At 47.7% G+C, this 26,551-nt stretch carries 24 protein-coding genes and 1 other annotated feature; of the genes, 10 read left to right on the top strand and 14 right to left on the bottom strand.

Translation table 11 applies throughout. The features are described 5' to 3' along the window. Positions 1-95: 95 nt before the first annotated feature. Positions 96-1,313: a PucR family transcriptional regulator gene (locus tag K7G97_RS15600; protein ID WP_223041001.1), complete on the bottom strand. Its 1,218-nt coding sequence runs from the start codon at positions 1,311-1,313 to the stop codon at positions 96-98. Positions 1,314-1,457: 144 nt separating this feature from the next. Here K7G97_RS15600 and K7G97_RS15595 point away from each other — a divergent pair, with 144 nt between their 5' ends. Next, positions 1,458-2,834 (top strand): alanine/glycine:cation symporter family protein, encoded by a 1,377-nt coding sequence (locus tag K7G97_RS15595; protein WP_223041000.1) that lies wholly within the window; start codon positions 1,458-1,460, stop codon positions 2,832-2,834. Between the two features lie 57 nt (positions 2,835-2,891). On the opposite strand, the gene K7G97_RS15590 is transcribed toward K7G97_RS15595, so the two are convergent. The 4 genes from K7G97_RS15590 to K7G97_RS15575 form a co-directional block, all read right to left on the bottom strand. Beyond that, on the bottom strand, positions 2,892-3,749 hold the full coding sequence (locus tag K7G97_RS15590) for a sulfite exporter TauE/SafE family protein (RefSeq protein WP_075642918.1): 858 nt from the start codon (positions 3,747-3,749) through the stop codon (positions 2,892-2,894). A 114-nt stretch (positions 3,750-3,863) separates the two neighbouring features. Continuing rightward, a complete protein-coding gene (locus K7G97_RS15585; RefSeq protein ID WP_223040999.1) occupies positions 3,864-5,420 on the bottom strand; it encodes a solute symporter family protein in 1,557 nt (518 codons plus the stop codon). Beyond that, on the bottom strand, positions 5,417-5,743 hold the full coding sequence (locus K7G97_RS15580; protein WP_023469682.1) for a DUF485 domain-containing protein: 327 nt from the start codon (positions 5,741-5,743) through the stop codon (positions 5,417-5,419). The genes K7G97_RS15585 and K7G97_RS15580 overlap by 4 nt, the downstream gene beginning before the upstream one ends. 264 nt (positions 5,744-6,007) lie before the next feature. Beyond that, positions 6,008-6,655 carry a TVP38/TMEM64 family protein gene (locus tag K7G97_RS15575; protein ID WP_023469681.1) on the bottom strand — a complete coding sequence of 216 codons (648 nt, stop codon included), beginning with the start codon at positions 6,653-6,655 and terminating at the stop codon, positions 6,008-6,010. A gap of 238 nt (positions 6,656-6,893) precedes the next feature. On the opposite strand from K7G97_RS15575, the gene trhO reads away from it, so the two are divergent. Continuing rightward, on the top strand, positions 6,894-7,808 hold the full coding sequence (trhO, locus tag K7G97_RS15570; protein ID WP_082663183.1) for an oxygen-dependent tRNA uridine(34) hydroxylase TrhO: 915 nt from the start codon (positions 6,894-6,896) through the stop codon (positions 7,806-7,808). Positions 7,809-7,866: 58 nt separating this feature from the next. Here the strand turns inward: trhO and K7G97_RS15565 are convergent, their stop codons facing one another. Both K7G97_RS15565 and K7G97_RS15560 read right to left on the bottom strand, forming a co-directional pair. Continuing rightward, on the bottom strand, positions 7,867-8,649 hold the full coding sequence (locus tag K7G97_RS15565) for an alpha/beta hydrolase (protein WP_058713927.1): 783 nt from the start codon (positions 8,647-8,649) through the stop codon (positions 7,867-7,869). A gap of 15 nt (positions 8,650-8,664) precedes the next feature. Next, positions 8,665-10,341: a GGDEF domain-containing protein gene (locus tag K7G97_RS15560; protein ID WP_223040998.1), complete on the bottom strand. Its 1,677-nt coding sequence runs from the start codon at positions 10,339-10,341 to the stop codon at positions 8,665-8,667. A gap of 129 nt (positions 10,342-10,470) precedes the next feature. Beyond that, positions 10,471-10,689 (top strand) — a binding site (T-box leader). A 60-nt stretch (positions 10,690-10,749) separates the two neighbouring features. Here K7G97_RS15560 and argS point away from each other — a divergent pair. Further along, positions 10,750-12,432, top strand: a complete 1,683-nt coding sequence (gene argS, locus K7G97_RS15555) for an arginine--tRNA ligase (RefSeq protein WP_023469677.1) — start codon at positions 10,750-10,752, stop codon at positions 12,430-12,432. A 30-nt stretch (positions 12,433-12,462) separates the two neighbouring features. Then, positions 12,463-13,068, top strand: coding sequence for a hypothetical protein (locus K7G97_RS15550; RefSeq protein ID WP_050678446.1), 606 nt, complete (start codon positions 12,463-12,465; stop codon positions 13,066-13,068). A gap of 62 nt (positions 13,069-13,130) precedes the next feature. On the opposite strand, the gene K7G97_RS15545 is transcribed toward K7G97_RS15550, so the two are convergent. From K7G97_RS15545 to K7G97_RS15535, 3 genes are all read right to left on the bottom strand, one after another. Beyond that, entirely contained in the window at positions 13,131-13,724 is a 594-nt protein-coding gene (locus K7G97_RS15545; protein ID WP_223040997.1) for a metallophosphoesterase family protein, read from the bottom strand. A gap of 76 nt (positions 13,725-13,800) precedes the next feature. Continuing rightward, positions 13,801-14,214 (bottom strand): carboxymuconolactone decarboxylase family protein, encoded by a 414-nt coding sequence (locus tag K7G97_RS15540; RefSeq protein WP_023469674.1) that lies wholly within the window; start codon positions 14,212-14,214, stop codon positions 13,801-13,803. A 91-nt stretch (positions 14,215-14,305) separates the two neighbouring features. Beyond that, positions 14,306-15,184 (bottom strand): LysR family transcriptional regulator, encoded by an 879-nt coding sequence (locus tag K7G97_RS15535; protein ID WP_223040996.1) that lies wholly within the window; start codon positions 15,182-15,184, stop codon positions 14,306-14,308. A 121-nt stretch (positions 15,185-15,305) separates the two neighbouring features. Here K7G97_RS15535 and K7G97_RS15530 point away from each other — a divergent pair, with 121 nt between their 5' ends. Further along, positions 15,306-16,091 carry a 3-hydroxybutyrate dehydrogenase gene (locus K7G97_RS15530; RefSeq protein WP_029342884.1) on the top strand — a complete coding sequence of 262 codons (786 nt, stop codon included), beginning with the start codon at positions 15,306-15,308 and terminating at the stop codon, positions 16,089-16,091. A gap of 109 nt (positions 16,092-16,200) precedes the next feature. On the opposite strand, the gene K7G97_RS15525 is transcribed toward K7G97_RS15530, so the two are convergent. Beyond that, on the bottom strand, positions 16,201-16,695 hold the full coding sequence (locus K7G97_RS15525) for a YajQ family cyclic di-GMP-binding protein (RefSeq protein ID WP_023469671.1): 495 nt from the start codon (positions 16,693-16,695) through the stop codon (positions 16,201-16,203). A 111-nt stretch (positions 16,696-16,806) separates the two neighbouring features. On the opposite strand from K7G97_RS15525, the gene pulA reads away from it, so the two are divergent. Continuing rightward, the gene (gene pulA / locus K7G97_RS15520; RefSeq protein ID WP_262415769.1) at positions 16,807-18,813 is read left to right on the top strand and encodes a type I pullulanase; all 2,007 of its coding nucleotides are present in this window, start codon (positions 16,807-16,809) and stop codon (positions 18,811-18,813) included. A 181-nt stretch (positions 18,814-18,994) separates the two neighbouring features. Then, positions 18,995-19,477: a site-2 protease family protein gene (locus tag K7G97_RS15515; protein WP_058265683.1), complete on the top strand. Its 483-nt coding sequence runs from the start codon at positions 18,995-18,997 to the stop codon at positions 19,475-19,477. A 46-nt stretch (positions 19,478-19,523) separates the two neighbouring features. Here K7G97_RS15515 and K7G97_RS15510 read toward each other — a convergent pair whose 3' ends face one another. Continuing rightward, complete coding sequence (locus K7G97_RS15510; RefSeq protein ID WP_195865986.1) at positions 19,524-19,697, bottom strand: YycC family protein; 174 nt, start codon at positions 19,695-19,697, stop codon at positions 19,524-19,526. Positions 19,698-19,812: 115 nt separating this feature from the next. Here K7G97_RS15510 and K7G97_RS15505 point away from each other — a divergent pair, with 115 nt between their 5' ends. The 3 genes from K7G97_RS15505 to K7G97_RS15495 all read left to right on the top strand — a co-directional run bounded on the left by K7G97_RS15505 (position 19,813) and on the right by K7G97_RS15495 (position 23,975). Continuing rightward, on the top strand, positions 19,813-20,607 hold the full coding sequence (locus K7G97_RS15505; RefSeq protein ID WP_195865985.1) for a hypothetical protein: 795 nt from the start codon (positions 19,813-19,815) through the stop codon (positions 20,605-20,607). 69 nt (positions 20,608-20,676) lie between these two features. Next, positions 20,677-22,767, top strand: coding sequence for an MMPL family transporter (locus K7G97_RS15500; RefSeq protein ID WP_223040995.1), 2,091 nt, complete (start codon positions 20,677-20,679; stop codon positions 22,765-22,767). A gap of 92 nt (positions 22,768-22,859) precedes the next feature. Beyond that, on the top strand, positions 22,860-23,975 hold the full coding sequence (locus K7G97_RS15495; RefSeq protein WP_023469665.1) for an NADH-dependent flavin oxidoreductase: 1,116 nt from the start codon (positions 22,860-22,862) through the stop codon (positions 23,973-23,975). Positions 23,976-24,416: 441 nt separating this feature from the next. Here the strand turns inward: K7G97_RS15495 and K7G97_RS15490 are convergent, their stop codons facing one another. Both K7G97_RS15490 and K7G97_RS15485 read right to left on the bottom strand, forming a co-directional pair. Continuing rightward, positions 24,417-24,983, bottom strand: coding sequence for a 3'-5' exonuclease (locus K7G97_RS15490; protein WP_053452136.1), 567 nt, complete (start codon positions 24,981-24,983; stop codon positions 24,417-24,419). Positions 24,984-25,091: 108 nt separating this feature from the next. Then, a complete protein-coding gene (locus K7G97_RS15485; protein ID WP_223040994.1) occupies positions 25,092-26,480 on the bottom strand; it encodes an MATE family efflux transporter in 1,389 nt (462 codons plus the stop codon). Between the last annotated feature and the right edge of the window lie 71 nt (positions 26,481-26,551).

Below are 26,551 nucleotides of genomic sequence, written 5' to 3'. Positions count from 1 at the left end.
AACAAATCAATTTCTCTTCATCTTCAGTATACGAGAAATGAAAGCGTTCCACTTTATCGGCGTTTTCAAAAATAACCGATATCCTTTGTGGAAAATCACAAAGGATATCGGTCTGCTTTTAGATACAAATAAAGTAAAGAGCGTTCAGGTAAAGATTCCATTCGAATGCCCGCTTCCTCTTCGATTCGTCGCATCCGATAGAGGATCGTATTCGGATGGACATGGAGATGGGAAGCGACTTGTTTGACGTTCCCATCATAATGAAGGAACCATTCTAACGTCTCACATAAGGAGGAGGCATGTTTCACATCGTAAGCACGCAACCGTTCGATTTCTTCCAAGCGAACCGTCCGCCGTCGCAAACGTTCTGAGAAAATCGGTAAGAGCTGAAATAGGCCGAGGCGTTCGTAACGGGTCACGTTCTTCAACTCAAATGGAAAGGCGTCTTTCAAACGCAAGACGATGCCCGCTTCTTCATAGCGCTCGGGAATCGCTTGGACGCCGGTGAAGACTTCACTACTTGCTGCGACGAAGTTCGTATAATCGAACCGCTCCGCGAGTAATTGTCGAAACGACTGGATGAAGGCGTCGAACTGCAGACGTTCTTGTTCTGCGTCGCGATCGTTTGTGCTGATCCACAAGATAAAATCCGTCTCATCATATGCATAAAGTAACGGACGGACCGTCTGCTGAATCGTCAATAAATAGCGCAGGCGATCGGCGAGACGCGGTGTGATTGCCTCTGAAAAACGAATGACCGTCAAGCGACTGATGCCAGGTGGTGCGACATGGAGTTTAGAGAACATCTTCAGAATCTCCGACTCGGATAGTTCTTCATGTAATAACTCGAAGAAGAACTGTTCCGTCTGCTCTTCCTTCCGTTTTTTCTGCATGTCGATCGCCAGTAACTGACGTTGAGCAAGTAGAGCTCCTTTCTTTAAGTCCGCTAGTTCCGAAGAAGTAAACGGCGTGCTTCGGGCAATCGACCAAATATAGCCGAGAATTTCTGAATCTTGCTTGATCGCAATGGCGACACGGTCATTCAGTCCGACATCCGTGCGTGCAGAAATAATGAGTGGATCATCTTGTGTAGCAAGGCTCTGGATGACTTCATCTTTCCAGAGTTGGTCGATGACCGATTCCGGTACCCGGCGACCAATGATCGTTGCGACACGGGCAGGGTCGGTATCAGCTGTATGCGTACTATACGCAAGAAGGCGGTGATTGCGATCTTCAATCGTAATCGGGGCATTCAAGGCAATACCGATCGCTTCCGCTAAGTCGTCTAAGGAATGATATGAAGCTTCTAACATGGGATTTCCCTTCTTTCTCTTTCACTCGATAGTTTTAGTATATCTTCTATTGTGTAAAATCACAAAAAGTATTCTTTTGTATTGTAAGAAAACACAACTACATGCTACGGTAAGCCTCGGAAAAGAGAGAGAGGATGAAATGGCATGGAAGTATTACGTCTGATATCGGCTTGGGTCTGGGGGATTCCGAGTATGGTGTTGTTGGTAGGAACAGGAGTGTACTTTACGATCCGCTTACGTGGTCTTCAGTTTCGGCGCTTAAAACAAGCGTTTCAATTATCTGTTCAAAAATCAGGGCAAGGTGAAGGTGAAATCAGTAGCTTTCAGATGTTGATGACGTCCCTCGCGGCGACGATCGGAAACGGAAACATCGCAGGGATCGCAGTCGCCTTGACGATGGGCGGACCGGGCGCAGTCTTTTGGATGTGGGTCATCGGTTTAATTGGAATGGCGACGAAATATGCAGAAAGCCTCCTTGCCATTCTCTTTAGAAGTCGAAACGAACGCGGCGAAGCCGTCAGTGGACCGATGTATTATATCGAAAAGGGACTAGGACCTAAATTTAAATTCCTCGCCATCCTGTTTGCGGTATTTGGTTTGATCGCATCATTTGGTGTTGGGAATACGGTGCAAGCGAATGCGATGGCAACGGTGCTTGAGCAATCGTTTCGTGTGCCGCTGCTAGTATTCGGCATTCTGCTCGCAATTGCGGTCTATGTATCGATTCGTGGTGGGCTCGAACGCGTCAGTGCGATCTCGACGATCTTCGTTCCGATCATGAGCTTACTCTATATCGGTGCCGCTTGTGTCCTTTTAGTATTGAAGGCAGATCAGATTCTACCAGCCTTTGGTTTAATCTTTGAGTACGCCTTCCAGCCGCTTGCGCCGGCGGGAGCCTTCACCGGTGTATCAATCATGATGGCAATGCAAGTCGGTGTAGCACGGGGGATTTTCACGAACGAAGCAGGACTTGGGACGGCAGCCTTGATTGCTGGATCTGCAAAAAGTGAGCGTCCGGTCGAACAAGGATTGATTTCGATGACGAGTACCTTCATCGTAACCTTGATCGTCTGTACGATGACGGCACTCGTCCTTCTGACGACAGGTTTTTGGGATCCATCAGGTGGACTACATTCAGGTATGATGCATGATGCGAATCTTTCCGGGGCAGCACTGACAGCAACCGCCTTTGCGAGTGTTCTTGGATCATTTGGAGAATGGACGGTCGCTTTCTCCGTCTTCTTCTTCGGTTATTCAACAATCATTGGGTGGTATGTCTATGGAGAGAAGTGCTTGGAGTACTTGAGCGGTACGACACGCTTCAACGAAGGATACCGCGTGTTCTTTGCGCTCGCAGCCTGTTATGGTGCGGTCGCGCAATTAGAACCGTTGTGGCTGGTCGCAGATATCGCAAATGGATTAATGATGATTCCGAACTTGATTGGAATGTTGTTCTTGTCGCACTTGGTCATTGAACAAACGAGGAACTACGAACGGACGGGTCATAAACGAGTCGCTTAAACGAACAAAAGCCGTGATGCCTTTCAACAGGCACCACGGCTTTTCTGATGAGACGATTCATCCATTCGTTCGACGACGGCTGTAGATGAGGAGCGTCAGTAAGAAAATCAAACTAAGCGCAACGAGGACAGAGAGTGAAGCGACGTTCCAGCCGATGACTTCGAGTAGGACACTGACCGCAACTGTCAAATAGAAGATACCGAGGTACTTTTTGACGAACGGACTTTCGAAATGCGTCAACTGTTTCGCGCCAATCGGTGCTCCGAGCAAGGCGCCGACGATCAGCATGATCCCGACGAGGATATCGATATTCGTGCTCGCGACCGTATAGTTGACGAGTCCCGATAAGACGATCAGTAACGCGGAGGCAATACTCGTTCCAACCGCACGTTTCAACTCATAGCCAACAATCCCGACGAGTAACGGTGTGATGATGAATCCACCGCTGACACCGAGAAGCGAAGAGATGAATCCAGCGAACAGACCAGTGAAGGCAAGGGCAAGATATCGATTTTTCCAACCCGTCTGTTCACCGGTCGTTGCTTTCGGGCGTAAGAACTTATTTGCGAAGTAGAGTAAGAGTCCGATATAAACGATCGAGATGACGAGATGAGCACCGTTGACTTCCTCTAAACGAAGGACAAGTGGTGTCGCGATCGTCGAACCGATGATTCCAACACCCCCGACGACAAGACTATCGCGCCAGACGACATTTTTAAGACGTAAGTGAGAGAGCGTACCTGAAACGGTTGATCCGAGAGTCAACATGAGACTGGTCGCGATCGCAACGCTTGGAGCATATCCTAAAATGAGTAGTAGGGGCGTCAAGATGATACCGCCACCGATTCCGAAAAAGCCGGAGATGATTCCAATAAAAAATCCGAGGATTAAGAAATAATAAAAAGCGAGATCCATGTACAGTCTTCCTTTCCTGTTCTTCTCTATTCTTCACTTAGTATGGCAATGAATGAGAAGAATGTAAAAGGGGACGGCTCCTTCAAGGGGGTTGAAGGAGCCGTTAAGGGGAACTTATTCTTTTGATGCGGCGACTTCCGTGGCTGCATCGATACCGGTATTGGCCTTGACTAAGATACGCTCGAAGTTACCGGCAACTTCGTTCGATTTCGTCAACAATGTCCCGACGATGGCTCCGAGGAAGCCAAGTGGGATGGAGACGATTCCTGGATTCGTCAGCGGGAAGAGGGCTTCCCCGACGAACAAGGCTGAACCGTCGACTGCCCAAAGGTTTGGACTGAGTGCGACGAGAATCAGTGAAGAGAATAACCCGACGATCATACCTGTGACAGCTCCGCCAGTATTGAAACGGCGCCAGAAGATCGTCAAGAGAATGACTGGCAAGTTGGCACTTGCCGCGACAGCAAAGGCAAGTGAAACGAGGAACGCGACGTTCATCGTTTGTGCGAACAATGCGAGTACCATCGAAATCAAGGCGACGGCGATGGAAGCGAGTCGTGCTGCCGTCATCTGTTCTTTTTCCGTTGCTTGTCCTTTGCGAAGAATATGACTATAGAAGTCATGGGCAAAGGCGGATGCTGCAGATAAGACGAGTCCCGCAACAACGGCGAGGATCGTCGCAAAGGCTACCGCGGCAACGAACGCGAAGAGTAAATCACCACCGAGTGCTTGGGCGAGAAGTGGTGCCGCCATGTTACCAGCAGCATTGGCAGCAATGATATCTTCAGAACCGACGAAAGCAGCGGCACCAAAGCCGAGGAAAATCGTCAAGATATAAAAAGCACCGATGATCCATGTCGCATATACGACGGATTTACGAGCAGTCGGAGCATCCTTAACAGTAAAGAAACGAATCAAGATATGTGGTAATCCAGCCGTTCCGAGAACGAGTGCGAGATTCAATGAAATCGTATCAAGCGGTAATTTGAACTTGTTTCCGGGATTCAAGAATGAATCACCGAGTGGTGTCGCTTGTTTTACTTCTGCAAACATCTTGAAGATCGAAAAATCAAACTTGGCGAATACCATGAACGAAATGACCGCTGTTCCTGCCATCAAGAGAATCGCTTTGATGATTTGAACCCATGAGGTCGCTGTCATACCACCGAAGACAACGTAGACTGTCATCAAGATACCAACGATGATGACACTCGTCGTGTAAGGAATTCCTAATAACAATTCAATCAAGGCACCCGCACCAACGAGTTGCGCAATCATATAGAAAATCGAGATCGCGATGGAGTTCATGGCGGCGACACCGCGAACTTTTGAAGCATTGAAACGAGCGGCAATCATATCCGCCATCGTGTATTTCCCAAGGTTCCGAAGTGGTTCGGCAACGAGGTATAAGACGACGAGATAAGCAACGAGAAAACCGATCGAGTAGAAAAACCCATCGAATCCAGCTAAGGCAATCATCCCAGCAATTCCGAGGAACGAGGCAGCAGACATATAGTCGCCGGCAATCGCCATCCCGTTTTGTGCACCAGTGAGTCCACCATCCGCTGTATAAAAGTCATTAGCAGTTTTGGTTTTACGAGCAGCAAAGTATGTAATGACGAGCGTCAAACCGACGATCGCCGCAAATAAAGCAACGGCAGTATAATTCATTTCGACTCCTCCTTGATCTGTTCGACAAGTCGATCAAAGGCACGTGCTTTTTTGCTATACATCATGCAGAACGTCCACGTCATGATGAACTGAGCAAAAGCGAAGATCCAAGCACCCGTAATATCACCGAATACCGGCTGATTTAAAATCGTAAAGTAGCTTGTCAAAATCGGAAGCGTAAAATAAAAAATAAGACAGAAACTGATGGCTGGAAGAATGAAGCCATTCTTTTGACGCATCAATTGTTGAAAGGTAGCGCTCTCGACGATTGCTGGAGCAGATTGAGTCGCTTCATTTTTCTGGACTTCGGATACTTGATGCATGAGGACGCCTCCTTCAAGGAATGAATGTAAATTCATTATAAGGATGTCGTTTCTGGAAAAGCTATCCTAATTTTTAAGAAGAAATGCTCATTATTATACTAATCTTGGTCATACCAATTTAATGTAAGCGTTTGCAATATTGAACATTGTTTGAACGTTATTCTTGTATATTAATTACATTTCAAAATGATTCAAAAGACCTAGTCCTCGGAAAATGAGAACAGCTTAAAAAAGCCTGCCTATAGAATCATAGACAGGCTTGAGTCATTTTTCAGATGGACGTTCGATCTTATCTTCGATTTCCCGTAAATGATCCGCACGTTTTGAGAGCGCACGACGCTTCAGCCATTCTTCCGTCCCACGACTGACTCCCCAGATAGCGAGTAAAATCAAAAATAGAAGGACAAGACGCATCGGACGTTCAAGGAACGTGGACCATTCCTTTCCGATTAGCGAGAAGATGATGACGACGATCAGACGACCCGCACCAGCAGCGATCAAATACGTCCGCAACGATAGTTGAATCATAGCGGAAATGGACGTGATGATGAACGCAGGCATGAACGGAAGCGAGAAAAAGAATCCGAGTGAGATGGGACTCATGTGACGAACACGTTCGATCCACTGTTGCGCGGCATGGTGTTTTTCAAGCCAACGCGTGACCGGACGACGAAATAGATATCGAATACAAGCGAAGACGACGAGTGATCCAAGCATGCTCCCGACCCATGATACGAGAACACCCATACCAAAACCATAGGTTGCCGCATTCGCGGAAATGATCAGGACGAGTGGCAGGAAAGGAAATAGAGACTCAAGAAACGGGGCAATCAAACCGGTGGCAGCTCCTCCAGGTAAGTCTTGGAGAAAGAAAATCATCTGCTCGATCCAGTCACGAAGTGTATGGAGCATTCGGAATCCTCCTTGCGAGATGTACTACTGTGTTTTATTTTAACTCTTTCTGATTCAGAAAGGGAATGAAATTCCTTGAAAGGGATTCAGGAATTGTAGATTGTACATTCGAAAGGGAGTTGGTATTATACTTAAATGGGTGCGTTTTGCAGGCGTTCCCAGCTAGTCAATAGCTAGACGCTTCGTTTGCCAACGTTCGTTTTACTGCAAAAAACTGACATGGGGGCTAATGAGGAATATGAAACCTTATCGCGTACTATTATTTTATAAGTATGTTCCGATCGAAAATGCGGAACAGCTAACGAAAGAGCATCTTGCTTACTGTAAAGAGCTCGGTATTAAAGGTCGGATTTTGATCGCACCAGAAGGAATCAACGGCACACTCTCTGGAACGGTCGAACAAACGGAACAATACATGAAGGACTTGACGGCGGATCCACGATTCGCTGACATCGAATTCAAAATCGATGAAGTCGAAGAGCACGCCTTCAAAAAGACGTTCGTCCGTTACAAAAAAGAACTCGTCACATGGCGTTTTGAGGATGAATTCAACGTACCAGAAGAACACGCTGCGTATCTTGAACCAGCAGAGTGGAAAGAAATGATGAAACAAGATGATGTCGTCATTCTCGATGTACGCAACAACTATGAATACGACCTCGGACACTTCAAGAATGCTGTAAAAGTCGATGTCGAGGCTTCACGGGAATTCCCGGAGTGGCTTGACGAGAACGAGCATTTGTTTGAAGGAAAAAAGGTTCTCACATACTGTACGGGTGGTGTTCGTTGTGAAAAATTCACGGCGTACTTCCGTAAACGGCAACAGAGTGATGATATCTTCCACCTAAAAGGCGGAGTTGTCATGTACGGAAAAGATGAACAGACGCAAGGAGAAGACTGGGAAGGCGAACTATACGTCTTTGATGAGCGTGTACAAGTTCCTGTCAATGCCGTCAATCCTTCTGTCGTCTCAGAATGTTACTACTGTGGAAAACCGGAGACGCGCTACGTTAATTGTGCAAACCCGGAATGTAATCGACAGCACTTCTGCTGTGAAGAATGCGAACCAAAAGTCATGCGTTCGTGTTCCGATGAATGCCGGGAGCATCCGCGCAACCGTTATGAAAAAGAGCAACAAGAAGAATTAGTATAAGGCACGCGTAAAAAGCCGGAGGATTTCTTTAGTAGAAATCGCCCGGCTTTTTGTGTATTCACGAGGAAGGAAACAAGTAACGCAAAACATCCGGTAAACGCTCGGCCCAGGCCGTTTCATGATGAATCGCTTCCGGGATGATCGTATAGCGACTTTGAGTAAGTTTCTGTTCGACCGCGCGTGCTAAGACATCATTTGTGTGTAAATAATCCGTTTCGGTCATCGGACCACTCACTTCTTTTGTCCCGACATCCATATAACAGCGATGGGCAGTAGACAGCGACGGACTGCGCTCGATGAATTCAAGCAGTGAGGAGAAGTTTGCCCATCCGGCAGTCGACAGGGCAGCGACACGCGTGATGACTTCCGGATACGCGAATAATCCATAAAGCGAGATGACGCCACCCATCGAGCTGCCAATCATCGTCGTATCGTCAGGGCGTGTCGCGTAGTTGGCATCAATGTATGGTTTTAGCTCGCGAATGATCCAGTCCATGTAGACCTTACCGTTTCCCCCGATCGACTTCCGGTGCGAAGGATAAGCGGTCCGCATCAATAAAGCTTCATCACTCCAAGGAGCGTAGTCGTCGTAACGGTCCATGCCGTCTTCTGGACTATCAATCGCAACGACCATTGCCGGAATCTGTGTCTGTTGTAGCGCAAGATGAATCTCCCAGCCTTTTCCGAACGAGGCGGTTTCTCCACTGAAGACGTTTTGTCCATCGTGCATATAAATCACTGGTAACGCTTCAGAAGGATCTAAATGGGGCGGCCGATGAATCCGAATCGTCCGGTGAGCTTGTGATGTCGGTAGCGTCATTTCAATTTCCGTAATCGACAATAGAGTCACGACCTTTCAAAGATTTGCGTAATGCGCGGTACAATTGCGTCCGTTGTGTTTTCCGCCGACATAGAGTGCATGATCGGCTTGACGTAACGACTCTTCGAACGTCCGTTGATATCTTTCCTCCACTGTGTCAATTCCGAGACTGACCGTTAAGGACAGTCGGTGACCATCGACGAGGAAGGGACGATCCATGACCGCATGGCGGACCGTCTCGGCAATCTGGATAGCAGCCTCTTGACTACCATTTCGCAACAGAAGCACGAATTCCTCCCCGCCATAACGAGCAGCAAAGACATCATCATATTGCAATTGGATCGCCTGGATACGTCGACCGAGTTCACGAAGGACGAGATCGCCCACTTTATGACCATACGTATCATTGACACGTTTGAAATGATCGATATCGAACAGGATCACGGAGAGCGGATAGCAGTCAGCGGCAAATTCCTGCCGACCGTGTTCATAAAAAGCCCGACTATTCGGTAACTCGGTCAAGGCATCGGTCCGACTTTCTGTATAGAGTTGGACCGTTTCACGTGAGCGTTCTAAGACGCGACAAAAGATACGGAGCAAACGAGATAATTCGTCGGCATTCGTCGCATCATAGGCGTCTGCGACTTGATGGAACAGGATGATTGAAACATCGACCTCACCGCTTGTAATCGAAGGAATCGCTAACATCGAGTGACGATCGACAGGCAATCCGATTTGAATATCGTTTCCCCAGTCGCAACGCAGACCATAGATGATCGGGGTATGCAAATCGTCGGCTGACAAGGAATGAAACAGTGGTAACACGTCAATCGGTTGTTTCGTCCGAATGTTATAGATGACTTGTTTCCGCTGTTGTTGAATTGAGATCCAACCTTCAGAAAACGGCAACAGATGTGGTAAATCGAGGAGCAGTGAATCGATCGTCTCGCGTTCGAAGCGGGAAATCAACAAGTGTTCCTTCGCATCATCGAATCGCTTGGCATTATCGTTTGCTTCAAGGGAGTCGCCACGCTCTTGCAACAGACGTTTGAACAAAAAGAGAATCAAGGCGGAAACTGTAGCCGCGACGAGCGGACTTTCATCGTAGAACCAGATTCCGAGTAGAGCACTTAACATGCTGATTCCATAGACGAGGGACTGAAGCTTTACGAGACGTTGCCAATCGTATTTCAAGTAGAGGAATCGATTGACGAATAGACATTGGAAGTAAGAGACAAGGAAGACGGTGATCAAAAAGCCGGTGAAAGGGAGCAAGGCTTTCGTATACGTAAAGTTTGAGCCGATCGGTCCGCCGAGCGCATAATACGCAAAGGCCGGAAGCGAGATGTAGACTAAATCGAATAAGGCATTGATCGGGTAAAGATAAACGAAACGTTTCCAGCGAATCGCTTTTCGATGGGACATGAATTGAAAGACGAGAATACCGATTTGGCTTAAAATCAAGGCGTACGTTAAACCGTAATTGAGGAATAAAAATAAGATGATTCCTTCTTGGAATGTATAGTAAATGCCACCACGACGGACATTATCGAACTGAAACAGGAGAACGAGTCCGAATAAATAAAGGGTGTTGATGATGGAGACAGAAGGATGGAAGGTTGGTGGATGAACGATGCCGATCACTAATAATGTCAAGGCGACGAGACCGAAGACGATCCAGCTCGTCCGGGCTACATGTTGGTAGTAGCGCATGAAACATCCCTCCCCCTGAGAAGTATCTTTTATTCCTATACCCGAATTGTGGAAATTTTGATAAGCCATTTACCAAAAAAATAAGGTTGAGAGAAAAGAAAGAATTGCGTATAATGTGAAAGATATCGAATACAGTCAATGATGAAGAGAGTAACGGTTGATATTCGTCAACTAGCGAATCAGGGAATGGTGGAAGCCTGAGGACGAACCGGTCGTGAAACGCACTTCTGAGACGCTACCCGATTCCTGATGGAAAAGGCGTAGCCGGGGGAACCCCGTTATCCCCGAACAAGGTGGGTGTCGAAATGACACCAAGAAGAGTGGTACCGCGGTCATTCCGTCTCTTTGCGCGTGGCGCAAGGGGCGTTTTTTATTGCCAAAAAATCAGTGAAGCAGGAGGAAATAAAGATGAGTTATAAAGCGCAGTATGCAGAAGTATTACATCACGTCATGGAAGGTGCCTTATCGGTTGAACAAATCGAACAACTGATCGAGCAACCGAAACATGAAGATCATGGAGATCTGGCATTCCCATGTTTCATGCTCGCTAAAGCATTCCGTAAAGCACCGAACATGATTGCTTCGGAGCTCGCAGAAAAAATTGACGCGCCGTTGTTCTCGAACGTTCAAGCTGTTGGTCCTTACATCAACGTCTTCTTGAACCGGGAAGTCGTCTCGCAAGAAATCGTCAACCAAGTCCTGACGGAGCAAGAGGCGTTCGGATCAAGTGAAGCGAATGGAAAAACGATCGTCACTGATTTTTCATCACCAAACATCGCGAAACCATTCTCGATGGGGCACTTGCGTTCGACGGTCATCGGGAACGCGCTCAACCAAATCTCACGTAAAAAAGGGTACGACGTCGTCGGTGTCAACCACTTAGGGGACTGGGGAACACAGTTCGGGAAATTGATGGTGGCTTACACGATGTGGGGTGAGGAAGAAGCGGTCCGTGCAGAACCAATCAAGGAATTGTTGAAATTATACGTCCGGTTCCACGAAGAAGCGGAAACAAATCCGGCACTTGAGGACGAAGGACGTCTCTGGTTCAAAAAACTCGAACAAGGTGATGAGCAGGCAACGACGCTTTGGACGTGGTTCCGTGAAGTCTCACTCGTTGAGTTCAACCGTGTCTATGAGATGCTCGGTGTTAAATTCGATAGTTTGAACGGAGAAGCCTTCTACAACGATAAGATGCAACACGTCATCGATTTGCTCGAAGAAAAAGATCTCCTCGTCGAATCAGAAGGGGCAATGGTCGTCGACCTCGAAGCAGAGGGTATGCCACCTGCCTTGATTAAAAAGAAAGATGGCGCAACGCTTTATGCGACACGTGACTTAGCAGCTGCCGTCTATCGTCTCGAAACGTACCGCTTTGAGCAAGCGTTCTACGTCGTCGGTGGGGAACAAGCGCTTCACTTCAAGCAATTGTTCGCAGTCTTGAAGAAACTTGGATTTGAGAACGTCGATGGAATGCACCATGTGCCGTTCGGTCTGATCATGAAGGACGGAAAGAAAATGTCGACGCGTAAAGGTCGGATCGTCTTACTTGAAGAAGTACTACAAGAAGCGATCGACGTTGCGAAGCAAAATATCGCGGAAAAAAATCCGAACTTAGCGAATGCCGAAGCAACGGCTCGTCAAGTAGGTGTCGGCGCCGTCATCTTCCACGACTTGAAGAACGAACGGATGAACAACATCGAGTTCGATCTTGAGCAGATGTTGAAATTCGAAGGCGAAACAGGACCGTATGTCCAGTACACGAATGCCCGTGCGCACTCGTTGCTCCGTAAAGGTGGCTATGATGGCACACCATTCGCTGGTAGTGCCGATGATCATGCATGGGGTGTCGTCTCGATGCTGAACCAATTCTCGACGGTCATCGATCGCGCGTTCACACGTCGCGAGCCATCAATCATCAGCCGCTACGTCTTAGATCTTGCACAAAGCTTCAATAAATACTACGGACACGTCCGTGTTCTCGAAGATGACGCAGCAAAACAATCGCGTCTTGCACTCGTCAAGTCGGTCACGATTGTCTTGACAGAGGGTCTTCGTTTACTCGGTGTCGGCGCTCCGGAAGAAATGTAAGACCAATCCACGAATAAGAAGAGGTAGATTATGAAGACTGAGACGAAAGAACGATTACAGCAAGCTGCTTCACAAATGAAGCAGGAGCCTTTGGCAGAAACGGTCGCCTTCATGGCTGATTTTCACGGGAAAGTCGCTGCTTGGTTACCGGGAGAGTCTGTCGATTTCGTTCACGATTTCGTGACGGCGCCGGAAGCCGATTTGATTGCTCCGATCGAAGGAGACGCATTACGGACGAAAGATAATTTTGAATTCTTCATGCGTAAGAAACAGACACGAAAAAAACTTGGGGAATTGTTGACGCTTTGGAAGTCGGCACGCACGACAGAGACGTTGAGTCAAATCGATGCGATCGGATTGAAAAAGTGGCTCGCCCGAAATGAATTCCGTTCGGAAGACAAGCCGTGGGATTATTTGAACCGTCTGCATGTTCTCCTGTTCCTTGATTTGATGACGACGATCATCGATGATCATCGATTGACGAGTCTGCATGAGCAACTTGTCGGTACGACACCAGTCCCGACGAGCTTCGTACGTCGTCAAGGGGATGTCCGTCAAGTCATCGAAACATTCGCGGAAGAGACGAACTTCACACAAGTGGATGTCGTCAAGGCATCGCTTGTCCGTTATCTCTGATCAATAAGATGCATGAACAAAAGCCGTCGAGCCCTGTGCCCGACGGCTTTTGTTGTATCTTCTTAGTTCGCCTGATGGAATACGATCGTTTGTTGCTCTGAATCGTAAAGACACCATTCTCGTTCGAAGACGACGGGACCTAGATTGACGGCATACCGTTTGTCTTTGATGGATAAAGTTTGACCTAGTGGGCTCGGTTTCGCGATGCCATTTCGAAACAAACCTCTGATATGACTATGACCAAAAAACAGTAACGGTTCGCGTTGTTGTGACAGGTCGGGTAGAAAATCCCGCGACCAACTGAGTTGATCTCCATGAATCAATAACGCCCCCTCGATCCGTTGTTTTCGAGGGCAATCGCGTAATGCATCGATGACAGGAGACAGATGTGGTGGAACGAGCGACAGGATGCGCTCTTCTTGATTACCCAGTAACGTCTTAAAATCAATTAGCTTTAAAAAATCATCATCGAGCGTCACGACGAGGGAGAGCGATTCGAAAGAATAGCGCTTCGCTCGTTTTTTACCGACATGGCATTCATGAACATCACCGAGACAAAACAAATGCGCATCGGGAGCGAGCCGCCGTATGTCAGCTAGGACAGCCGCTGTGTCGGCTAATGAGCTGTGAAGATCCGCAAAAAGGGCATAACGCATGATCGACCACTCCTTTGTTAAGGAGATACCCGAAAATGCGTCATGCCCATCTTTTTTCAATTAAGTCGTACCTATCTTATTCTGTTTCGACTGTGACGCCACGTTCTGCGAAGACGACTTTTGCGACTTCGAGTGCGTTCAAGACACGTGGGAATCCAGTGTAAGGAACAAGATGCATGATAGCTTCGACGATTTCGTTTCCTGTTAAACCAGCTGTCAATCCAGTATTGATGTGGAGAGCGAGCTGTGGTTCTGTACCTTGTGTGACGAGAGAAGCAATCGTAACGATTGCGCGGTCACGATTGACGAGACCATCGCGGCTGTAAACTTCACCGTATGCGAAATCCGTGATCCACTCACCGACTGCTGGAGCGATATCTTTCAGGGATTCAGAGATTTTGTCATGCGTAGATTGTGCGGCGTTTGCGTCTGTGAATTCGCTGAGTTTTTTTACGCCGGTTTCGTGACGTGATTCAAAATGAGTTGCCATGGTAAAGGACTTCCTTTCTTTTTTAACGATGTTCTTATCGTAAAGGAAGAAATACCATGCTACAAATACATGGTTTTTATGAAAGGTATGCTTATTTGGAATACATCTCGCTGACGAATTGGATCCATTTCCGCGTCACGTACGATTGATAGCGACCGGTCGGGACGGCGATTCCTAAGTGCCACGGAACACGTGTTTCAAGCGGAATCGTTTTGACGCCACGAATCGAAAAGCGATCCGCGATCGAACGCGGCAGGACGGTCACGGCATTTCCTTCTGCAACCAGTAAACATAAGAAGTCCCATTGCGAGCTCACTCGCGACACGTTAGGCGTAAACCCGGCATCTTGGCAAGCATTCAAGACGACATCGTGTAGTGAGAATGTTTCGTTGAACAAGACGAACGGCATGTCGGAAACTTCTTCTAATGCAATCATCGACCGATCAGCGAGTGGATGATCATTTGGTAAGAACAAATGCAATTCTTCTTCAATGAAGGGGTGCGTCGTTAAATGCTCATCCGAAGGCAGCACCGTTGCGATCAAATCGACTTCACCGGCGACGACCGCTTTTTCTAACGCATGTCCACCGGCTTCGATTAATTCGATTTGAATCATCGGATACATCTCTTCGAAGTGACGCAAGAGACCCGGGAAAAACAGCGAACCGATCAGTGGGGGCACACCGAGCCGAATCGTTCCCTTCGTCAAATGCATGACATCATAAAGGTGGGAAGGCAGGTCAGATAACTGCCGCAGAATCTTTTCACCTTCAATCAATAAGGTCTCACCGGCATCCGTCAGGACGATTTGTCGTTTACTCCGATCGAATAATTCCATCTCAAGTTCTTCTTCTAAGTGACGGACCATTTTACTGAGTGTCGGTTGCGTGACGTGGAGATGTTCAGCAGCACGAGTGAAGCTTTTGAAGCGTGCCACTTCCGTAAAGTATTCCAGTTGGCGGAAATCCATCAGTATTCTCCTATTCTTTTGAGTTATAGATGTCATAACAAGTATTCATTTTTATTATTCTTTCAATCAGCGTACAGTAAAGAGACCGAACACGTAAAGATAAAGAAAGAAGGAATCCATCATGATGAAACAACTCGAAGGAAAAGTTGCATTAATTACAGGAGCAGCAAGCGGAATCGGTCTTGAGATCGCTGAAGAATTCGCCCAAGAAGGTGCGAAGGTCGTTATCGTCGATCTTCAGGAAGAAGCTGCAAAACGCTCTGCTGAAACACTTCGTGAAAAAGGCTTCGATGCGTTTGCCGTCGCAGGTGATGTGACGAATGAAGAGGCAATCAAATCAAGTATCGAACAGACTGTCGCACACTACGGAACGATTGATATCGTCATCAACAATGCGGGTATGCAACACGTCTCACCAATCGAAGAGTTCTCGACTGAGAAATTCGACTTGCTTCAAAGCATCATGCTTCGTGCACCATTCCTTTATACAAAATATGTCTTCCCGATCATGAAAAAACAAGGCTCTGGACGAATCTTGAACATGTCATCGATCAACGGATTGATTGGTTTTGCAGGGAAAGCTGCTTATAATAGTGCGAAACACGGCGTCATCGGTTTAACGAAAGTCGCAGCATTAGAAGGAGCAACTTCAGGTATCACGGTCAACGCGATTTGCCCAGGATATGTCGATACACCACTCGTCCAAAACCAATTGTCTTCGCTCGCTGAAACACGGAATGTACCACTCGAACGTGTATTAGAAGAAGTCATCTACCCACTTGTCCCGCAACAACGGTTACTCCAAGTCAAAGAAATCGCGGATTACGCTATTTTCCTTGCAAGTGACAAAGCAGCAGGTGTCACGGGTCAAGCTGTCGTTCTCGATGGTGGTTACACAGCGCAATAAGCAACACTATAAATGAAGGGAGGTACTTTTTGGATACGATCCAGAAAGCACCTCCCTTTTTTGTTTGATGGACTGAACAAGAACGTTCAGCCGATTTGACGCGAGTAGATTAACGGAAGTTAATGAATTGAACGTCGACCGATAACGGAAGCTCACGAACGATTTGCATGACTTGTTGCAAGTCGTCACGTGATTTACCTGTAACGCGGATTTGATCATCTTGGATCTGTGTCTTCACTTTTAATTTCGATTCCTTGACGGCATTGTTGATCTTTTTCGCATCGTCGCGGTCGATTCCACTTTTCAGGATGACGCGTTGGCGAACCGTATTGCCAGCAGCCTGTTCGACTTTTTCGTACTGCAGGTTTTTTGTCGGGACTTCGCGCTTGATCAATTTTGCTGTTAAGACATCTTTGACTTGATCGAGTTTGAAATCGTCATCTGAGATTAGAATCAAATCCTCTTTTTCGAGCTTCATGTCGCTCTTTGAACCTTTGAAGTCGAAGCGGTTCGTGATTTCTTTTAGTGCGATCTGAACTGCATTCTTGACTTCCTCGATGTTGATTTGTGACACGATATCAAATGAATTATCTTTTGCTGCCATGTTAATCTCCCCTTTCATTCCACTCTCTATTTTAGAGAGGAATACCGGAAGCGTCCACTGCTTTGAAATTTTGTTATAATAAAAACCATGAAATGAAAGGGGTGCTTAGCTTTGAAACAAACAGCAGACATGTTGACGCTCACACCGCAAGAACTGGATGAGCGATTTGCCTATAGTGGAAATGATTTAGGAGCGACCTTCTCAGAGACAGCGATTCGCGTGCGCTTGTGGGCGCCGACGGCAGAACGTGTCGTGATTCGTCTCTACAAGACACTACGCGCACGAAAAGTCGAAGAGGTCGAGATGGTGGCAGGCGAACGGGGAACGTACGTCGTTGAACTCGATCGAGCGGCATATGAAGGTTATTTCTATACGTTTCAAGCGAGCATCAACGGACAAAAGGTCGAGGCGGTCGATCCGTATGCAAAAGCCGTCGGAACGAATGGAAAACGCGGTGCGTTGATTGACCCGACAAGTGTGACACCAGAACGATGGATCGAAGAACGCCCACTGTTCCATTCTTCGCAAGATGCAGTTGTGTATGAATTACATGTGCGCGATGCAACGAGTCATCCGGCTAGTGGTGTCGTCGCACGTGGTACGTTCACTGGATTGACGGAAGCAGGGACTCGGACACCAAATGGCGGATTGACGGGACTTGATTATTTAGCGGATCTCGGTGTGACACATGTCCAGTTACTGCCGATCTATGATTTTGGCTCAGTCAATGAGACAGCGCCGAACGACCCGGATAACTATAACTGGGGGTATGATCCGGTGAACTACTTTGCACCGGAAGGTTCGTACTCATCGAATCCGGATGATCCACGAACGCGGATCCTTGAATTAAAACAATTGGTACAAGCGTTACATGACCGCGGGATTCGTGTCATCATGGACGTCGTCTTCAATCATACGTATGATGCAGCAACGGTTCCACTTGGTCAATTCGTTCCTGGATACTTCTATCGTCAAGAGGCGGATGGTAGCCTGTCGAACGGTAGTTTCTGTGGGAATGATACGGCATCCGAACGTTTGATGATGCGGAAGTTCATTCTTGATTGTGTTACGTACTGGGCGAAAGAGTACCATCTGGATGGTTTCCGATTCGATTTGATGGGACTGCATGATGTCGAGACGATGAATCAGGTGCGCCATGCACTTGACCGGATCGATCCGTCGATTCTAATCATTGGTGAAGGCTGGGATCTCGATACGCCACTTGATCCGGAAGAAAAAGCGAACTACTTCAATGCACCGAAGATGCCAGGAATCGCTCATTTTAATAACGGCTTACGGGACGGGGTCAAAGGCGATGTTCAAACGCCGGAAGACCGCGGTTTCATCAGTGGCGCATTCGACCGGACGAGTGAAGTCAAACGGGGAATCGCCGGCAACGTCTCTTCGCAAGGATTTGCCGATGAACCAAATCAGGTCGTCTCGTACGTCGAAGCACACGATGATTTGACGATTTGGGATAAATTAACGGTGTCTCGTCCAGAGGATACGGAAGCGATTCGCCGGAAACGGCAAATGCTCGCAAATGCCATCATCTTGACGGGGCAAGGGATTCCGTTCCTCCATGCCGGACAAGAGTTCTTCCGGACGAAGGACGGAATTCGTGACAGCTTCAATGCGGGTGAAGTCGTCAATCGTCTTGACTATGAACGGGCGGAAACAGAGCGTCCGGCAGTTGAGTACGTCAAAGGATTGATTGCCCTCCGTCGTCAGTATCCGATGTTCCGTCTCGCAAACGCAGCGATGATCAAAAAACATCTACGCTTCCTTGAAGAAGGGGAAGGTGTCATTGCCTTTGAACTGAAGCGCACCTATGAAGGGTACATCGAACGGCAGCGTGTCTATCACAATGCGACGGAAGAGGATATTACGATTGAATTGCCAAACGGTGAATTCGAGGTATTGGTGGAGTCGGGTGCTGTTAAGTTGCACGCACCACGACTGCATGAAGAGAAACAGTTGGTCGTCCAAGCATTGACGACGACGGTCATCGCCGAACGAAAAGCAGACTACAAGAAATACGCGGTAGCAGGCGGTGCAGCACTAACGATCATCGGATTGTTGTACGCAGCGAACAAACGTCGTAAGAAAACCGATTAAATAAAGAAGGATGGAGCGCTATAGGGCTTCGTCCTTTTTTTACGTGGATGACAGTCCGATGTCAGTCTGTCATGCAATTGACTTGCGAAAATCATCGAAACATTGTTTGAAGATACATCTTTCGGGAAAATTCATATGTAGTATTTAAGATGTTGTTTTGAAGTGAGAGGGTGTACGGTGTATGTTCGGTTTCGGTGACTTATGGAAATTCTTTTTGTCGTTCTTTTTGCTGCTGCCTATCGTGACATTGATTCATGAGATGGGTCATTACTTTTTCGCCCGATTATTCGGTGGAAACATGGAAATCAATATTGGTTCAGGCAAGTCATTGCTTCGTGTTGGTCCGATTCGACTGAATCGTGTTTATTTTTGGGATGGCTGGTGTCAGTATGAGGCACTACGTCATGAAACGAAGTTTGCTAATATCATGGTCTACGCTGGTGGATCGATCGCGAACTTGGTGAGTATCTTAGTCGTAAATGGTCTCATATATGCCGGCGTGTTCGAGGCGTCGATTTTTACGTACCAATTTGCGTATTTCTCGTTTTATTTCGTCTTTTTCTCACTCTTCCCAATCGATCATCCGAATGGTTATCCGAGTGATGGAAAAGCGATCATCAATGTCTTCCGTTACGGTAAATCCGACTATCATCCACAATCTTAAACGAAGATTAAAGCCTCTTTCCGTCATTGGAAAAGAGGCTTTTTACTCAGGATTTCGATTCGCTAGACGAATCCGATTCCGTTTTCGCTTGTTCCTGCTCGAGTTCGACGAGCTTTTGAATCAAGATATGGCGCGGCATATGCATCAGTTGTTCAAGTGGTACGTTCAGACGTTTTGCGAGTTCGACAGCCGTCTCTGCTGATAATTGTAAAGGTTTCATCGTGTTCGTCCTCCTTTTTCCATGAAGTTAGTATAACAGGAGGTGCAAGTCGAGCGCATCAATAGTAGCGAGAAACTGAGAAGGTTGATACCGTATGAAGTAGGAAGTGATGCATATGTATAAACCTGCTGCAGAGCTGTTACTCCATGAATCCGTCTCACTGTTCGATCGAATCGGGGAGGATTTGCTTCTTTTTCGAGATCGCCACGGATTTATGAAATGTGATGCGGATTTAAGACCACTATGGGAAACAGCATGTGCGTATGTTCCATTCTCCTGGTACATTGAGCCAGGCGGTGGACGATTGTTCATCGTATTTGAAGAGTCAGCTTATTTTGGTTTACTAGATTTAGAGCAAGGGCATTTAGATTATATCAAGCGACCCGCTGCTTTTTCCGAAGCATGGTTCAGTAATTTATTCTTGTGGCAAGACGATGAGATCTTCCTGTACACGGCAGAAACAGACGTCGTCTGTGTGAACGTTCAAACAGGGGACTGGCGGTACTCAAATTATGAAGAGGCGCCACTGTTCGGACGCTTAGTGGAGCGAGGATATGATACACGTTTGACGTTCGAACGATTCATCGCACCTACGACAATCATTTCTTATGATGATCTAAAAGAACGGTATGTGATTTGGGACGCTGCGACGAATCAGGAATCGATTATTCCTTTTTCAGATTACGCGGAGTACTCACTCGTTGATCACCGGCACCAATTGTTTTCGATCACCGATTCATCTCGTTTTTACTTGTATGAGAAGAATCAGCTGAAATATAAGTTCGAGGGATGTCATTCCTCCGTTTTACTCAAAAGTGTGTTACTCGATGAAGAGGCGCGACGTCTTGCGATCGTATCGACATCGGCGACATTCGGCAACACATGGGTTCAAATTTTTCAAAAGACGTAACGAAACATCCTTTTCGCTTTTCAGCAAGAAGGATGTTTTTTGTACGTTTATACAGAAAGGGGACGCATCATGGAACGGCTTGGTCATCTGATAAGTACGTATTTTCGAGGAGTGTTAATCGTTTGGGCAATCCTGCTCGTCGTGCTTGGTTATTTCGCCTATCAATTACCCGATCGTCTAGAAGGAAACGGATTTACGCGTGATGGTGATTTTCAACGCGTCGAGACAGTACTCGATCAAGACTTCGGTCAGGATCCGCATACGATCATCGTCCTATTTGAGAATCAAGAGAACCTACAACAAACGATGGTGCAACATGTCGAGCGCTTCCGTGACATCAAAGGCGTCGGGAACGTCACTGGTCCTGTTGAAAATCCGCGAGCGATTCGGGACGATAAGGGATACGTGACGGTCGGGGTACCGACACTTGATGCGAAATGGGCAGCTGCGGTCACACGTCAGCTGGATGACACGGGAACGATTCGGTTAACGGGTGAACCGGTCGTCGTCGATGATTTGAATACAGCGTCAAAAAATGACCTCATCCGGGCTGAGTTGATTGGAATTCCAGCAGCGTTGATCGTCTTGCTACTCGTTTTCGGTACTCCGGTTGCCGCCATCCTACCGTTGATCATGGGACTCGTCACTTTTGTCTTTGGTGCCGGTGTTCTTTATTTCGTCGCCGGACAACAAGAGTTATCAATCTTCGTCTTGAATGCGGTCGCGATGATTTCGCTGGCGCTCGGAATTGATTTTTCGCTGTTATACGTCAACCGTTTCCGAGAAGAACGGCAGGACGGACAAGATATTCGGAAGGCGGCGATCCGTTCGGTCGAGACGGCAGGGCGTTCGATTTTATTTTCTGGAATCTGTGTATTCGTCGGACTTGCCGGGCTATTACTGATTGATGTGGATGTCTTCCGCGCTGTCGCAATCGGGACGCTCGTTTCGGTCCTCGGGGCAGTCGTCAGTGCATTAACGTTACTACCAGCACTATTGATCGTCTTCGGGAAGGTATTAGAGAAAGGACGACTCTTCCGGCAACGAGCAGGTCGTAGTGAAGATCGTTGGCGTCGCCTCGCTCGTTTCGTCATGAAGCACCCGGTCGCAGTCACGATTTTGTCCTTATTGCTATTGTTACCTTGTTTATTGCCGTTACGTGACTTGACGTTGAATATTCCGCAAGCGACTGCTTTACCGGAATCGTATCCGTCGCGTCTCGCTTTTGAGTCGTGGGAAAAAACATTCGGAAACGATGGAACGGACGCCGTCCTCATCTTATCTGCTGATGCTTCCTCAGAGGTGGGACGAGAAAAAATCGAAGACGTGACGATTCGACTCGAGTCGGATCCCGATGTACGTTCCGTCGTATCCGCCGCAACGATTGCCGAACAGCAACAAGTGCCGCTCGAGCAGTTAGTCGCTGTTCCGGCCGGGCGCGAAGCTTTGACGGCATTTCTATCAGAGAACGACCAAGCACGGATTGACGTTAACTTAAAAGGAGATCCCGGCGATGCTGCTTCGCAAGACTGGGTGCGAAAGATGCAAGCGGACGGTTATCTTGTCGGGGGACCGGCAGCCTTCAATCAGGAAATTTATGATGCCATTGAATCGAAACTCCCACTAGCAGTCGGTGTCGTCGTTTTGGCAACGTTCATCATCCTGCTGATTGCGTTCCGGTCCATCTTGATTCCGATCAAGGCGATTCTAATGAATTTGCTTAGTCTAGGAGCGACATTCGGATTACTCGTCATCTTGTTCGAGTCCGGCGCAGTTCTTCCACAGGAGACGATCGGCATTCTGACACCGGTCTTCATCTTCTCACTCGTCTTTGGTTTATCGATGGATTATGAAGTGTTTCTCGTCTCGCGAATGGAAGAGTATTATGACGAGACAGGCGATAACGATTACGCGACCGAGATGGGGCTTGCGAAGACGAGTAAAATCATTACGTCTGCTGCCTTGATCATGATCGTCGTCACTGGAGCGTTTGCCTTCACGGGCGTCAGTCCAATTAAACAACTTGGCGTCGGTATCGCGCTTGCGATATTTATTGATGCTACGATCGTCCGGATGTTACTCGTCCCCGCACTGATGAAACTATTTGGTCACTGGAACTGGTGGTGGCCGGGTGGTCGTCGTAAAGCGATCCGCAAGTGACACATCGCGTAAGCACATCAGTAGCTATTCAGAGGAAGACGAGCGTATACTGTCGATATTCAATTCAAGAAATTAGAGGAGGCACTTCACTCATGGCAACTCAAGCAATGTTTGAACCATTTACATTACCAAACGGTGTGACGCTGAAAAACCGCGTCTTGATGGCACCGATGACGAACTATGCGGCACAAGAGAACGGCGAAGTATCGGATGCGGAACTCGCGTACTATGCAGAACGTTCAGGTGGCGTCAGTGCGGTCATTACAGCATGTGCGAACGTCACGGCAGACGGTCAAGGATTCCCGAATGAGTTCGGTGCGCATCGTGACGATCTCGTTCCAAGTCTGAAGCGACTTGCAAAAACGATTCAAGATAAAGGCGCAAAAGCGATCTTACAAATCTTCCACGCTGGTCGTATGGCACCACCAGAACTCGTCGGTGGGCAAACAGTCAGTGCAAGTGCTGTCGCACCTGTACGTGAAGGGGCAATGACACCTCGTGCGTTAGAGGCAGAAGAAGTTGAAGCAATCATTGAAGCATTCGGTCAAGCGACACGTCGTGCGATGGAAGCTGGATTTGATGGTGTTGAGATTCACGGTGCGAACACGTACTTGATTCAACAATTCTTCTCACCACACTCAAACCGTCGCGAAGACAAATGGGGCGGTAGCTTAGAAAAACGTCTCGCCTTCCCATTAGCGGTCGTGGATGCAGTCGAAGCTGTCGCGAAACAGGATCCTTCGTTCATCGTCGGATACCGTTTCTCTCCAGAAGAGATCGAAAATCCAGGAATCACACTCGATGATACGATGCGCCTCGTCGATGAGCTGGCGAAAAAAGACCTAGATTACTTGCACGTTTCCGTAATGGACTTCTTCGCAGGTTCGATTCGTGACGAAAATGCAACGACATCACCAATCACGCTCGTCCAAGAACGTGTTGGCGAACAAGTACCTGTCATCGGTGTCGGATCGCTGCACACAGCGGACGAAGTCGAACAAGGTTTGGCTGTCGTTCCAATGATCGCTCTCGGTCGTGAACTGATCATGGAACCGAAGTGGGTTGAAAAAGTCGAAGCGGGTGATCTTGCGTCAATCCGGACAGAACTTGATCCAGAAGCACAAGCAGAACTCGTCGTTCCAGATGCATTATGGGCAGGCATCACAAGTCGTCCAGGCTGGTTCCCGATCAAACAAACAAGCAAATAATAGAACAGCATCAAAAAGCACTCTAGATTTCGTGTCTAGAGTGCTTTGAGATTGAAGGTAAAGTGCAATTTTTCTCTAACGAGAAGGATTGCGCTTTTTTGTTCGTCTCGCATCGTTTTCCTGGGACAAGCATCGCGCCGCTTCGCTTCGCTGCAGGGTCGCTCTTGCTTGTTTTTCCCTAGGAAGCGATGTCGAGTGAACAAAACGCTTCTCGAATCCTTCTTCTAGAAAAAAATAACGCGTTTCACGCCACTCCTACAGGAAAAAGCGCATTATGCGCTGTCAGAGATAAACGAGACCCGTTTTCCTGCTCGAAGCGGGAAAACTGGCTTGTGTCTCGCCTGAGGAAAGGGCGTGAAAAGACGCGTCATTTTTTGGAGTCATCCTTGTTGTCTACAATCTGAAAGCACTCTAGATTTTGTGTCTAGAGTGTTTTTTTGTTTAATAGGCAACCTGTCCCATCCGAACGCCACAAAACGTATGCAAGGTGACAGGATCCTGTAGGTTCGTTCGTTCCAACATATCGTTTAAGAGCAAGGCACAGACGTAGGCATCCTCTTTCGCATCATGGTGCTGGAAAGAGACGTTGAGGAATTCTGCCATCGTATTCAATCGATGATTCGGCAACCACGGATACAGTTTGCGGGATAATTTGACCGTGCAACCGTACGTGAAAGCGGGCATCTGGTACATATCATATTTTTGAATCGCTTTTTGGAGCGCCCCCATATCAAATGATGCATTATGGGCGACGACCAGTTGAGCACCTGCGATTAAATCGTATAAGCCATGTGCTTCCATCGCTTCAGGTAACGTCGGTGCATCGAAGACATCACTCGGACGAATTCCATGAACCCGGATGTTTCCGGCGTCGAAGTTCTCTTCTGGATTGATTAAGACCTGTTTACTCTCCGTGACGCGACCGTTGGAGAGGACGGACCACCCAAACGCACAAATGCTTCGGCTATTCCGATTTGCCGTTTCAAAGTCAATCGCTAATGTATACATACAGCAGACCCCTTTCTGTCATTCACTAGTAACAGAATACATGTTCGTATTATAGAAGTCCATTAAAAAAGACCATCTGCAAGGCAGATGATCTGATATCCATTCCAGTCACTTCGCGGTGGCGACTTTTTGTTCCTCTGCGACGTATTCCTCCGGTTTAAATAACAGAACGCGATCTTTATAGGCGAAGACAAGGGCCGTCAAAACAGCCATCGCATCAGCAATCGGGAAAGCGAACCAGACCCCGTTGACACCGAAGAACAGGGGTAAAATCAGGACGAGTGGAATCGTGTATAACGTTTGGCGTGACAAGGACAAGAATAAAGCGACTTTTGCTTTGGCGAGCGATTGATACATCCCGTTGATAATCATTTGAATCCCGTAGACGAACGATAGAGCGAATAAGATGCGCATCGCACTCGAACCTTCCTGCAGCAGTGCTGCTTCTTCCGTGAACAAGCCGACCCAAAAACGGGGGAACAGTTGAATCAGTAACCACAAGCTGATTGATAACGATAAGCCGTAACGGATTGCGAGTTTGATGGCAAGCGACATCCGGCTAAATTGCCGAGAACCGAAATTATACCCGACGATCGGTTGCATCCCTTGTACGATCCCCATGATCGGCATACCGACAAGCGCCATGAACTTATTGATGACCGCAAACGTCGCTAGTTCTGTCGTACCCCCGTACCGGACGAGCATATGGTTGACAGTGATGAACAAAATCGATTGAGAAACCTGCATGATGAAAGACGACGATCCGATTTGCATCATCCGAAACGTTAAACGGAAATCGGGTTTGAAAGCATTTCTATCGAGTGTTAACCCCGTTTGCCGACGTTTCGTAAAGAAGAATCGGAAAACAAGTGCAGCACCGACGATTTGCGCAACGACTGTCCCGAGTGCAGCACCTTGGATGCCCCAATCAAGACCAAAGATGAACAGCGGTGTCAGGACGATGTTGATCGCAACCGTCGTCAGCATGACGCGCATCTGATAGTTCGCGCGTCCTTCTGCACGTAACATGGCACTCGACGCCATCGTCAACATGAAGAACGGAGATCCGATCAAGAGGACGCGTAAGAAATCGATACTATACGGCATGATCTCATCTGTCGCTCCAAAGAGACGAAGTAACGGTTCGACGAAGATGAAAGCACTGATGATGGCGAGCATACTGATGAAAAAAACCGCTATCAAGACGTTGGCATAAGCACGACTGGCACCATCCGTTTGTTTTTGACCAAGCCGTTGTGACGCAATTGCAGCACCTCCGATACCGATTGAGTTAGCGATCGCCATCAATACAAGCTGGACCGGGAAAGCGATTCCGACGGCGGCGACGGCAGCCGTACCGATGCCTTGAGCGACGAAAATCGTATCGACGATATTGTAGAGTGCCGTGACGAGCATCCCGACCATCGCCGGTAAAGAGAGACTAAGTAAGAGCTGATTGACAGGTGCTTCACCCAGGCGGGCAGTATTTTTATTCATGGAAGGAGAGCCTCCTTTTTTAGACAAGTGGTAAGTAGGGTTTTACTCAGAGTAGTCGCTTCTTTGATGAG

It is taken from the genome of Exiguobacterium acetylicum (genome assembly GCF_019890935.1).
GTDB classification, from domain to species: domain Bacteria; phylum Bacillota; class Bacilli; order Exiguobacteriales; family Exiguobacteriaceae; genus Exiguobacterium_A; species Exiguobacterium_A abrahamii.
The sequence above is the reverse complement of the archived record's forward strand: the minus strand, read 5'-3'. Positions and strand labels throughout refer to the sequence as shown.

Bases quoted from the DNA above. Each gene is read 5' to 3' on its own strand.
- K7G97_RS15600 (WP_223041001.1), bottom strand. From the start codon at position 1,313: ATGTTAGAAGCTTCATATCATTCCTTAGACGACTTAGCGGAAGCGATC.
- K7G97_RS15595 (WP_223041000.1), top strand. From the start codon at position 1,458: ATGGAAGTATTACGTCTGATATCGGCTTGGGTCTGGGGGATTCCGAGT.
- K7G97_RS15590 (WP_075642918.1), bottom strand. From the start codon at position 3,749: ATGGATCTCGCTTTTTATTATTTCTTAATCCTCGGATTTTTTATTGGA.
- K7G97_RS15585 (WP_223040999.1), bottom strand. From the start codon at position 5,420: ATGAATTATACTGCCGTTGCTTTATTTGCGGCGATCGTCGGTTTGACG.
- K7G97_RS15580 (WP_023469682.1), bottom strand. From the start codon at position 5,743: ATGCATCAAGTATCCGAAGTCCAGAAAAATGAAGCGACTCAATCTGCT.
- K7G97_RS15575 (WP_023469681.1), bottom strand. From the start codon at position 6,655: ATGCTCCATACACTTCGTGACTGGATCGAGCAGATGATTTTCTTTCTC.
- trhO (WP_082663183.1), top strand. From the start codon at position 6,894: ATGAAACCTTATCGCGTACTATTATTTTATAAGTATGTTCCGATCGAA.
- K7G97_RS15560 (WP_223040998.1), bottom strand. From the start codon at position 10,341: ATGCGCTACTACCAACATGTAGCCCGGACGAGCTGGATCGTCTTCGGT.
- argS (WP_023469677.1), top strand. From the start codon at position 10,750: ATGAGTTATAAAGCGCAGTATGCAGAAGTATTACATCACGTCATGGAA.
- K7G97_RS15550 (WP_050678446.1), top strand. From the start codon at position 12,463: ATGAAGACTGAGACGAAAGAACGATTACAGCAAGCTGCTTCACAAATG.
- K7G97_RS15545 (WP_223040997.1), bottom strand. From the start codon at position 13,724: ATGCGTTATGCCCTTTTTGCGGATCTTCACAGCTCATTAGCCGACACA.
- K7G97_RS15540 (WP_023469674.1), bottom strand. From the start codon at position 14,214: ATGGCAACTCATTTTGAATCACGTCACGAAACCGGCGTAAAAAAACTC.
- K7G97_RS15535 (WP_223040996.1), bottom strand. From the start codon at position 15,184: ATGGATTTCCGCCAACTGGAATACTTTACGGAAGTGGCACGCTTCAAA.
- K7G97_RS15530 (WP_029342884.1), top strand. From the start codon at position 15,306: ATGATGAAACAACTCGAAGGAAAAGTTGCATTAATTACAGGAGCAGCA.
- K7G97_RS15525 (WP_023469671.1), bottom strand. From the start codon at position 16,695: ATGGCAGCAAAAGATAATTCATTTGATATCGTGTCACAAATCAACATC.
- K7G97_RS15515 (WP_058265683.1), top strand. From the start codon at position 18,995: ATGTTCGGTTTCGGTGACTTATGGAAATTCTTTTTGTCGTTCTTTTTG.
- K7G97_RS15510 (WP_195865986.1), bottom strand. From the start codon at position 19,697: ATGAAACCTTTACAATTATCAGCAGAGACGGCTGTCGAACTCGCAAAA.
- K7G97_RS15505 (WP_195865985.1), top strand. From the start codon at position 19,813: ATGTATAAACCTGCTGCAGAGCTGTTACTCCATGAATCCGTCTCACTG.
- K7G97_RS15500 (WP_223040995.1), top strand. From the start codon at position 20,677: ATGGAACGGCTTGGTCATCTGATAAGTACGTATTTTCGAGGAGTGTTA.
- K7G97_RS15495 (WP_023469665.1), top strand. From the start codon at position 22,860: ATGGCAACTCAAGCAATGTTTGAACCATTTACATTACCAAACGGTGTG.
- K7G97_RS15490 (WP_053452136.1), bottom strand. From the start codon at position 24,983: ATGTATACATTAGCGATTGACTTTGAAACGGCAAATCGGAATAGCCGA.
- K7G97_RS15485 (WP_223040994.1), bottom strand. From the start codon at position 26,480: ATGAATAAAAATACTGCCCGCCTGGGTGAAGCACCTGTCAATCAGCTC.